This is a genomic window from Vibrio sp. V42_P2S4T144 (assembly GCF_009904715.1).
GTDB lineage: Bacteria > Pseudomonadota > Gammaproteobacteria > Enterobacterales > Vibrionaceae > Vibrio > Vibrio alginolyticus.
This window is the reverse complement of sequence record NZ_WXWS01000145.1, coordinates 1-9,782: the sequence shown is the minus strand read 5'-3', so window position 1 is coordinate 9,782 and position 9,782 is coordinate 1. Positions and strand designations below refer to the sequence as shown.

Annotated in this window: 4 protein-coding genes; 3 read left to right on the top strand and 1 reads right to left on the bottom strand. The window is 45.9% G+C overall.

From position 1 onward, the window contains the following. The first annotated feature begins 6 nt into the window (after window positions 1-6). A complete protein-coding gene (locus CAG68_RS04760) occupies window positions 7-1,620 on the top strand; it encodes an alpha-amylase family glycosyl hydrolase (protein ID WP_054728847.1) in 1,614 nt (537 codons plus the stop codon). A 331-nt stretch (window positions 1,621-1,951) separates the two neighbouring features. Beyond that, window positions 1,952-3,568: an endonuclease gene (locus CAG68_RS04755; protein WP_104976395.1), complete on the top strand. Its 1,617-nt coding sequence runs from the start codon at window positions 1,952-1,954 to the stop codon at window positions 3,566-3,568. A 99-nt stretch (window positions 3,569-3,667) separates the two neighbouring features. Here CAG68_RS04755 and pulA read toward each other — a convergent pair whose 3' ends face one another. After that, window positions 3,668-7,657, bottom strand: a complete 3,990-nt coding sequence (gene pulA / locus CAG68_RS04750) for a pullulanase-type alpha-1,6-glucosidase (protein WP_161440834.1) — start codon at window positions 7,655-7,657, stop codon at window positions 3,668-3,670. Window positions 7,658-8,203: 546 nt separating this feature from the next. On the opposite strand from pulA, the gene CAG68_RS04745 reads away from it, so the two are divergent. Then, entirely contained in the window at window positions 8,204-9,400 is a 1,197-nt protein-coding gene (locus tag CAG68_RS04745; protein WP_054728844.1) for a tetratricopeptide repeat protein, read from the top strand. Window positions 9,401-9,782: the final 382 nt, after the last annotated feature.

Here is a 9,782-nt window from a genome sequence, read left to right as displayed (position 1 = left end):
AATAAAATGCGTAATATCCTACGTAACCATCGCCTGTCTCGATCGTTGCTTGCGTTAAGTGTGATTGGTGCTTTATCTGCGTGTAATTCTTCTGGTGGTGGCGACACTAATAGCAGCACTCCGCTACCGGATACCAGTTATGCTTGCCAAGCCAATGTCATGGCGCAAAGTAACCAACTTCGTACTTATCAAATCATGGTAGAGAGTTTTGTGGATGGTGATGCGAGCATTGGTCACGGTACAGGTTATGGCACCAGCCATCATAACGGCGATTTGCAAGGAGTGATTGATTCACTCGATTACATCCAAGATTTAGGGATGAACGCGATTTGGTTGACGCCAGTTTTTGAATCGGAAGCGATAGCGGGCCAAGAACACTGGGCCGATCGTCTGGATGCCACGGGCTACTTTGCAACGGATTACTTCACCATTGATCCACGTTTTGGTGATTTAGAAACGGCGAGAACCTTGGTCGAGGAAGCACACAAACGCGGCTTATACGTGTTTTTTGATGGTGTATTTGGTCATCACAAAGATGGTTTGATCAAACCATCTCCTTCCGGTTTGTTGCCATCGGGATCGAGCAATCCCGTTGATTACCCGGCCAGTCTCGATTTCTACAAAGAAGTGGCAACGTATTGGATCAAAGAACTGAAGATTGACGGCTGGCGTTTAGATCAAGCCTATCAAGTTCCGACAGACGCTTGGACACAACTTCGTAAAGCCGTCGATGAAGCCTCACAAAGTGTGACGTACACCAATAGCAAAGGCGAACAAGTGAATCCGTTGGGCTATATGGTGGCAGAGATTTGGAAAGGGGAGTCTGAGATCGCGGATGAGGCGTATGGTTCGAACAGCGATCCGGCACTGTGCTCTGCGTTTGACTTCCCTATGCGATATCGCATTGTTGAAACTTTGGCCGTGAATGAGAGCGGCGTGGGTGGTCGCGGTGTGGATTGGTTAGACAACGGCTACAGCACACACAACCAATATCCAACACATGCGCAGCCGAATTTGATGATCGGCAACCATGATTTAGTGCGCTTTGGTGACTTGTTACAGCGCGGAAACTTGGCGGATGTGAATGATGCAGAATATTGGTTACGCCATAAAGCCGCGTTTGCTTTCCAAGCGGCGTACACCGGGCCAATCACGTTGTACTACGGTGATGAAATCGGGGATCAAGTGGATGGTTTTGCCGCAAAAGAAGACAACAGCACCTGCGCCATTCAAGGTTTGTGCGATGATCACGTTGCGCGCAGTAGTGCGAAAATTGAAGGCGTGACGGCGACGCTTGATGCAAACCAAGCCGATCTCAAATCTTATGTGACATCGCTGATGACAATGCGCGATGCGCATCCTGCACTTTATCAAGGGTCACGCACGAATTTAGTTGCGAGTAACGGCAGTTATGTGGACTTGAAACAATCTGGTTCGGACAAAGTCTTGTTTGCGCTAAATACCTTAGAGAGCGCTAGAAGCGTCACTCTTACTCAGGAGAGTGTTGGTACTGGTGAGTTGGTGGATTTGCTCACGAATGAAAAAATTACTCCGAGTAATGGTCAATATCAGATTCTGATGTCGCCACTACAAGGACGATTCTTTGCGGTAAAACCTTAAGGAATTATCCAGAATTGATGCTCACCAGTTGAGCTGACCACAAGCTTTCTTATAAACAAGCCAAGTGTTGTTGCTGACCTCCATAGGCTCACACTTGGCTTTTTTCTGTCTGTTTTACTTTTCCCTTAATGGTTTTACGACGATGTAGCCAACAAGTTGCTTCGCTTTTTGTATTGGCATTTGTTTTCAGCAGATGGATATTTGTGAGATAAGCTGCACATTAAAAAGTAAATTAACACTTGTGCAACGTAAAAATGTGACTGAAGGATTACTTATGCCCCACTAATATGTTTATCGTGTTTGGGATTTATATAACTAATGGAAAAGTATAATGAAATCCATAACGAACTCCCTCTGTCTCCTTGCTGCTGTTAGCTCTCCGTTTGCATATAGCCAAATTATCAACGGTGACTTTGAGCAGTGGAATGGCAATGTACCTACGCAGTGGTCAGAGATTGACGCGGGCATCGCGGTGTCGCCAAGCAGCGAACAAATCAAATCGGGCGGCCTGGCTGCTCAAGTCGTCGTGAATACAGGTACCCAAAGCAACACCGACTTTTTGCAAACCATTAATGTGGAGCAAGGGAAAACCTATCCGTTTTCTGTCTCGGTTTATCATACCGAAGGAAATGTAAAAGCACGTCTGGTGGTTGATGGTTATCACAATTACTCGAACCCACAACAGATAAACCAGTGGCAAGAGCTCGTGCACAATTACACAGCGAGCTCGAACAAGACCATCAACGTCGGTTTGCGTTTTTACGATGAAGCCAGTTTTGATGGCTCAGAAGTTGTCTACGTCGATAATTTTCAACCGACCGAGACAAGTACACAACCTCCTGTAGAAAGTTGTAGTGATCACCAAGTGGTCTTGACTCTCACAACCGATAATTATGGTTCAGAAACTAGCTGGACGTTAAAAAACAACCAAGCTGAAGTACTGTTTTCTGGTCAGGGATATGAGTCAGCAATCACCATTGAAAAGAGCATGTGCTTAGCTGACGGTAACTACCAATTCACGATTCAAGACGAGTATGGTGACGGCATTTGTTGTGGCAGTGGCGCGGGGTCGTACACGCTGACTGAGGGAGATAAGACTCTTGCTTCTGGCGCTGAATTCTCGAAAAGTGAAACCACCGATTTTACGTTAGGTGACTCAACCACGACCCCACCAGTGGTTGATGGTTACTATCAAGCGGCATCTGGTAAGACGGGATACGCTCTAAAAACAGCGTTGTTTAACATTATCAATAATCACTCCAGCCGAGGCTATTCTGCGGTCTGGACCTTGGTAAAAGATGCCGATATTGATCGTTATTACGAAAATGATGGCTCTATTCTCGATATGTATTCTGAAAAGCCATCTGCTAGCGATACAGTAAGCTTTACCAAAGTCACAGACCAATGTGGCCAATACAAAACGGAAGGGGATTGCTACAACCGTGAGCACTCTTTTCCGAAAAGCTGGTTTGGCGGTAAGGTTGAGCCGATGAACTCAGACGGTCATCACTTGTTTGCAACCGATGGTTATGTAAACGCGAAGCGCAGTAATTGGCCATTTGGTGAAGTGGGCACCGCGACCTACGTGTCTAGTAATGGCTCTAAACTTGGCCAAGCAAGCACTAGTCTGGGCTACTCCGGTACGGTGTTTGAGCCGATCGATGAGTTTAAAGGCGATTTTGCTCGTGCCTATTTCTACATGGCAACCCGCTATGAAAATATTGTAGGTAACTGGGAAGGCAATTCAAGCAATGCGGATGCTGTCCTTGATGGTTCAAGTTCAAAGGTTTTTGAACCTTGGATGTTAAACATGCTTAAGCGTTGGCACAAAAATGATCCCGTTAGTGAAAAAGAACGAAACCGCAATCAACAAGTGTTTGATTTTCAGGGCAATCGTAATCCATTCATTGATCATCCTGAGTTTGTTGAACAGATTTGGGGAAACTAACACCTTTTTGATTTTGGTATCCACCATTTAGTGACGCCAACAAAACAAAGGGGAAGCGTGATGCTTCCCCTTTTTCATTACGGATGTTTTTAAATGAAACTAGTTTTTCGTTACCGTCACGATTGGCGCCGACTTGTCAGCCGCATTGAAGTGGAAGTTGTAGTTTCCTGCTTCTGCAATCGCAATTTTTAGGTTTGCGCTACCGCCACCGGCTTCCATCGTTAGCGCTTTACCAAGCTCAACACTGCCTTCGCCACCGAAGTTGGTGTCTGCTGCCCAGTCTGCGCTCGCAACTTTCATTTCGTAGTTGCCCGCCGCTAGGTCAATGTCTAGCGAATAAACGTCATTTGCAACATAGCTGAACTTCGCTGTTGAGTCTTGTGCTGGAGCATCCCATGTAGTGATAGTGCCACGTAAGTAAAGTGCTGTTTCACCGAATGTTGGTGCATCTGCTGATTTGGTCACTGACACGACCGGTTTTTCTACGCTTTCATCTTGAACATGCAGCGCGTTCAGAGTGAAGTTGTACTTACCTGTTTCAGCAACAGACAGCTTACAGTTACCTTCTGAACCTAAGTCTAGTGAACCAGAAGCTATATTCGCAATATCACAACCGATGTTTGGATTTGCCCAACCAGAGTCCGCGAATTTGAACTCGTGTTCACCAGCTTCAAGAACGCCAGTTACAGAGTACATACCGTTGCCAATAAAGGTCATCGCCCAATCACTGCTATCAGACCACTCGTTCATCGTGCCTTTCACGTAAACAACGGTTTCGCCGTAAGGAGGAATGCTCGATACGTCTTTGTTATCCGTGTTTACTGGTAGGCCAGCACCTTGTGCGCCGTTTTGTGGCTGCACGAATACCGCTGTTGTCAGTGCTGGTACTGTGAACGTTTCATTGGTGAAGCTTGCACCTTTGACGATGTCATCCGCAGAGTTTTGTTGAACTTCATGCAGTTCGAAACCAGTTGCGCCAGCAACTTTGAAAGATTTCTCAGTTGATGTTGAGTTCACAACGGCCACGACAGCATCGTAGTTCGAATCTAAATCGGCACCCGCTGATGTACCATCGTCGATAGACATCACAATCAAGCCTTCCACTTGGTCTTTCCCTACGTTGCGGAAGTCCACACGGTTCATCACTTCTTGCGCGGTATCTAGGCGGAATAGTTCGCTTGTGCTACGGATTTTTAGTAGCTCTAGGAATTGTTGCTTAGTCAGCTCGATGTCGGTTGAATCTGGTTTCGCCGTGCTGTCACCAACGATGGTTTTGATCAGCTCCCAGTTTGCACCGTCTTTGTCTTCACGTGGTAGACCAACGTTCCAGTTATTGTCGCTTCCGTCGAAGAATACACGGTTGAACCAGTCACCAGAATCGTACGAGTCGCGCTGCATAGATTTAGAGCGCAATAGCTCAGAACCCATGTGGATAAATGGAATGCCTTGACCAAGCATCACCGTTGATAGGGACACAGACTGCATACGTGCACGCTCGGCAGATGAAGTGCCTGTCGCAATCTTGTAGGCGTTGTTATCCCACAATGTTTGGTTGTCGTGCTTAGACACGTAAGAGATGTTCTCTGATGGCACTTTTGTGTAGCCTGCAGGCGCACCATTGTAATCAACGTTCTTACCCAGTTTGGTTTCGCCTTTGTAATCAAGAAGGATGTAATCAGCCAAGTTACCAGCCATACCTAGACGAACCAGATCTTGGTTGTGTAAACGACCATTCACCGACTCTGCGTCAGTTTTGGTTTCTTCGTTAGGATAAGCGGCGTTACCAAAGCCTTGGTTAAAGCGAAGTGGGTGCTTACCTTCAGAATCTACACCGCCATCAAACGGGCTTCCGCCACGAACTGCGTCACGCAGACGATCAGAGAAAGTACCGATTTCTGTCCCTGCCATGTTGACTTGTGTCGCCTGATCGAAGCGAGCGTTTTGCGCGACTTCACCAAAGTCCCAACCTTCGCCGTAGAACAAGGTATTCGGGTCAATTTCACGGACTTTTTCAAGTGCGTAAACCATCACATCTTTCGGCTGGTGGCCCATAAGGTCAAAACGGAAACCATCGACTTTATAGTCATCCGCCCATACCATCAATGAGTCAACCATTAGTTTACCCATCATCAAGTTCTCGGTTGCGGTGTTATCACAACAGGTTGAGTTTTCGACGCCGCCAGTGTTGACGTTTAGGCGGTGGTAGTACCCAGGGACAATCTTATCCAGTACTGATTTTTCGTTCACACCAGATGCATTTGTGTGGTTGTACACGACGTCCATGACCAGTTTCAGATCCATTTTATGCGTCGCTTGAACCATTTCGCGGAACTCAAGAATACGCTTAGACCCGTTAGGATCGGTCGCATAACTGCCTTCCGGCACGGTGTAGTGGTAAGGGTCGTAACCCCAGTTGAAGCTGTCTAGCATGCGAAGATCGTTCATCAACGCTTGTGCTTTGCCCGTTGTTGGGTCGTAGCTATTTAATACCTCTTCAATTACTTTGCCGTCATCTTCGGTCTCACAAATGGAGGCTTCTGGCTTGATGCCACAAAGTTTACCCACGGTGTCGGTGATATCGACTCGCTTGTCAGCGTCTTCATCCACGGTTGCAATATCAAATGCTGGCAAGATATGTAGCGTTGTTAGGCCAGCATCTTTTAAAGCTTGTAAGTGAGATACAGACTCACGCTCAGGTTCTGTAAGCGCCAGATATTTGCCATCAAGACTTGGTGTGCCTTTGCTGTCGTTAAAGCTGAAATCACGAATGTGTGACTCGTAAAGGACGTGGTCTTCGTCTTTTTTAACCGTTGGGCGTGCGTAGTTTTTCCAATCTTGAGGCATTAAGCTTGGATCATCTAAATCAACCACTTGCGAGTATCGTGAGTTCTTAGACAAGCTCATTGAATATGGGTCTGTTACCAAACGCGTTTCAACGACGCCAGTTGTTGGGTGGTATACATTAACTTGGTAGCGATAGTATTTGTTGACAACGTTGCTTTGTGCCTCAGAAACCCAGATACCTGTTGCTGGGTCTTCCGTCATGGCAACGGTCGCTTCTTCTGCTAAGTTTTCATCGTAGATTATCAGATCAACATCTTGGGCAGTTGGTGCCCATAGTTTGAAGGTTGCGGCACTGCCTTCCACAATCGCACCGAGTTCTTGACCGATCGCGTTACCTGCCTTGGAATCGGCAAACACCGCATCCAAAACGCCCGGTTTTTGCACTTCAGTTGCAGAAATGACGTCACCATTTGCGTTGTAAGCCACCATAACGATTTGTGACTTCAGGATCGTACGCAAGGTCGCGTCATCGACATCGATACCCGCAGCTTGAAGGCTAGCAAGGTGACGGAAGCGTGATTTCAGACCATCAGACAACTCACCAGCTTTTGTCAGCTCAACCGCTGTACCGCCAGAGATTTGCTTATCTTCATCCATTTTGATGTCATTGCTAAGGCTGTAGAACAGCTTCATGGAATCCGCACTGGTCGCCGCTTCCCATGCAATGGTGTTGGCGTCTAACCAATGGGCTTTTTGACCATCAATATCAACAGGGCGCTCTTCTATTGGCTCGTAGTAAAGTTCACTGCTGCCGTGGAAGCCAAACAAACCTTTCGATTCGCCGATTTTCGTCAACTCTACTTTTGAGTTTGCGCTGCCGAACGCTTTCTCATCACCTTTGTGCAGAATGAAGTTCATGCATTCGTGTGGGTCAGAGGCGTCTGGATTTATTTTCAGTACGTAGTAAGCACCGTAGGTGTCGTTGATGCCATCGAATGGGTGTGGCGCAGACCAATCCGTTCCTGTTCCCGGAATGCCCATTGCGTCTAAATCTGTGCTGGTACAGCCCTCACCGTTCCATAGGTGCAAGCCCCAACCTTCGTAGTCGCTTGCTGTTGAAGCTGATGCTACATCACGTTTGTAATAAATGACGACTTCGTTCTCTCCCGCAGGGTATAAGCCTGAGCCAGGGTTCGTCGTATCTTCGTTCGTGCTATCACTACCACAACCGCTGATTACCGCGACGGAAATCAAAGGCAGTACGGTTTTGGCAATTGTTGATAATTTAAATGTCTTATTGTCCACGTTTACAAATCCATTGTTATTGAATTGATATTGAGCTGCGCGCTGCCTTCGCTGACTCAATCATCAAGAAGGTTTTGCACACGCTAGAAAGGCAGATGCCAAAAAAGGAAATGTTCAATTAGATGCTAATACACTGAATCATCAGCAAAATGTGAGAGCAGGCTGTTAAGTTTTTTACAGGTGAAAATTTTCTGTCACAGTCGATTTTGTTCACAAATTAAATAATAAAACAGGCGCATAGTGAGAGATTCTGCACATCATTAAAATGTAAATTTTTATGGGAGGAGTAAGGGGGGATGATAGGGGATGAGAATGTCTCAGCCCCAAAACCGTGATTAAGTTCTATAAAAATAAGGGCTATATTTTTCTTTTAAAAATAAGTTGCAGTGATGTTGAATAAAATACCGCCATTAAGTCTTCGCAAGCTTCAGATTTTCGCTAAGTGGTCGTTATATAATGAAGGTAGTCGGCGTTATGTCGGCGCGTAATCATAAGATTTCCCTGAAAGGGAGTTGAATTGGGCCCTGAAACCAAAAGAGGCTATTTATGAGTAGTATGGGCATTGCCATTGCGGCAACTGGCCTTTCACTCGTCCTGATATTTGTGTGGATGATCTCGTTGTCGATGCGGAAACAGAGACTCGAGGCAGAGAGGAAAGCTCGCGAAGCCGCTTATCGAAAGGCGATGCATAAAGCGCGAGAGCAAGAGCGTAAAGAGCGAGAGTTCAAAGCAGAAACCGGGCATATCCCCACCATTTTATTTCTAGCGAAAGAAGCCGAAAAGGACAACATTCGTCAAGCGCTGTATTGGTATGATAAAGCCGCTAAACTGGACAATGTGACGGGGATGTACGGCATTGTTCGCTTAAGTGAACGCATGCGCGAAGATGTGATTTTAAAAGAGCAGGCAAACTTCTGGCGTACCGCAATTGCGGGAATGGAAGGGGATACCGAAGCGAAATTTTCGACGGGCAAGGCCTTGGTCTTTGGTCGAGGAACTGAAAAAAATATCCCAAAAGGTAACCAACTGATTGAAACTGCCGCCGAAGAAGGCTGCATTGATGCCATGATTTATATGGGGGAATGGCAGCTTTCACCAGACAATAGTGCAGGACGCAGTGCAGATGCGCTTTACTGGTTTATGAAAGCGGCGGAAAAAGACAGTGCAGATGGCAAGATCCAAGTCGGCTTATGTTACCTAAATGGCATTGGTACAGAAAAAAGCATGGTTAAAGGTTGCTACTGGCTGGAACGGGCCGCGGAAGGTGGCAGTGCTAAAGCGATGTATCATGCTGGCGAAGCGTGGAAGGATAAAGGTAAAACGGGTAATGCAATTGCTTACGTTTGGCTGTTTCTTGCTGCCAATATGGGCTACCAACCTGCACGTACGTTGCGTGATGAAGTGGCAACCAATATTGGTGTTGATGTTGTCGTTGGATTGCAGTCCATAGCGAAGCCGTTGCAAAGAAAGCTGGCATCAGGAATGGTGAGAAAGCACTCTATTATTCGAGCCCTTAACAAAGTGTACAAACGCGAAGCGTATTTTCCTGCGGAAGAGGAGCTCAATGCGGTGTTGAATGATGAGAATAAAGACGCCTCCGAAGCTTGGGAGGAGACATCAACACTAGATTTTCAGCCTAACATGACAACGGTAACAGCAGAAGACCAGGCAAGCACATCGCCCAACGAAAAAAAACTCTCTAAAGAGGCGCTCGATTTCACTCAAAACTTCCTTCAGCCATAACCTCTCTTATCCAGAAGCCTCAAGATTGAGGCTTTTCTTTTGCTCTTTTGCCAGTATCTCTATCAGTCACGACAACAGAATGTAAACTTACTTAAGCAGTCATTTTACTGATGTGCATACTATTTATGCGATTTTTCAACATATTTTTAGTACTTAACTAAGATGGGATCTGTGTACCTTAAAAAAGAGGTTTTTCCCTCTTTATTTACTTCCGCTATTGGGCTTAGATCAAGCCTTTTCAATTGATAGTAATAATGATTGAAGAGCAATGCTTGATGCCCCGATTTATAGGTGAATAGTACTCATTACTTTATCTAATAATGTAAATTAAAAAATGTATTATAAATCTTAAATTGTTCTTTTATATTTAGGTGTTGATTAT

Bases quoted from the DNA above. Each gene is read 5' to 3' on its own strand.
- CAG68_RS04755 (WP_104976395.1), top strand. From the start codon at position 1,952: ATGAAATCCATAACGAACTCCCTCTGTCTCCTTGCTGCTGTTAGCTCT.
- CAG68_RS04745 (WP_054728844.1), top strand. From the start codon at position 8,204: ATGAGTAGTATGGGCATTGCCATTGCGGCAACTGGCCTTTCACTCGTC.
- CAG68_RS04760 (WP_054728847.1), top strand. From the start codon at position 7: ATGCGTAATATCCTACGTAACCATCGCCTGTCTCGATCGTTGCTTGCG.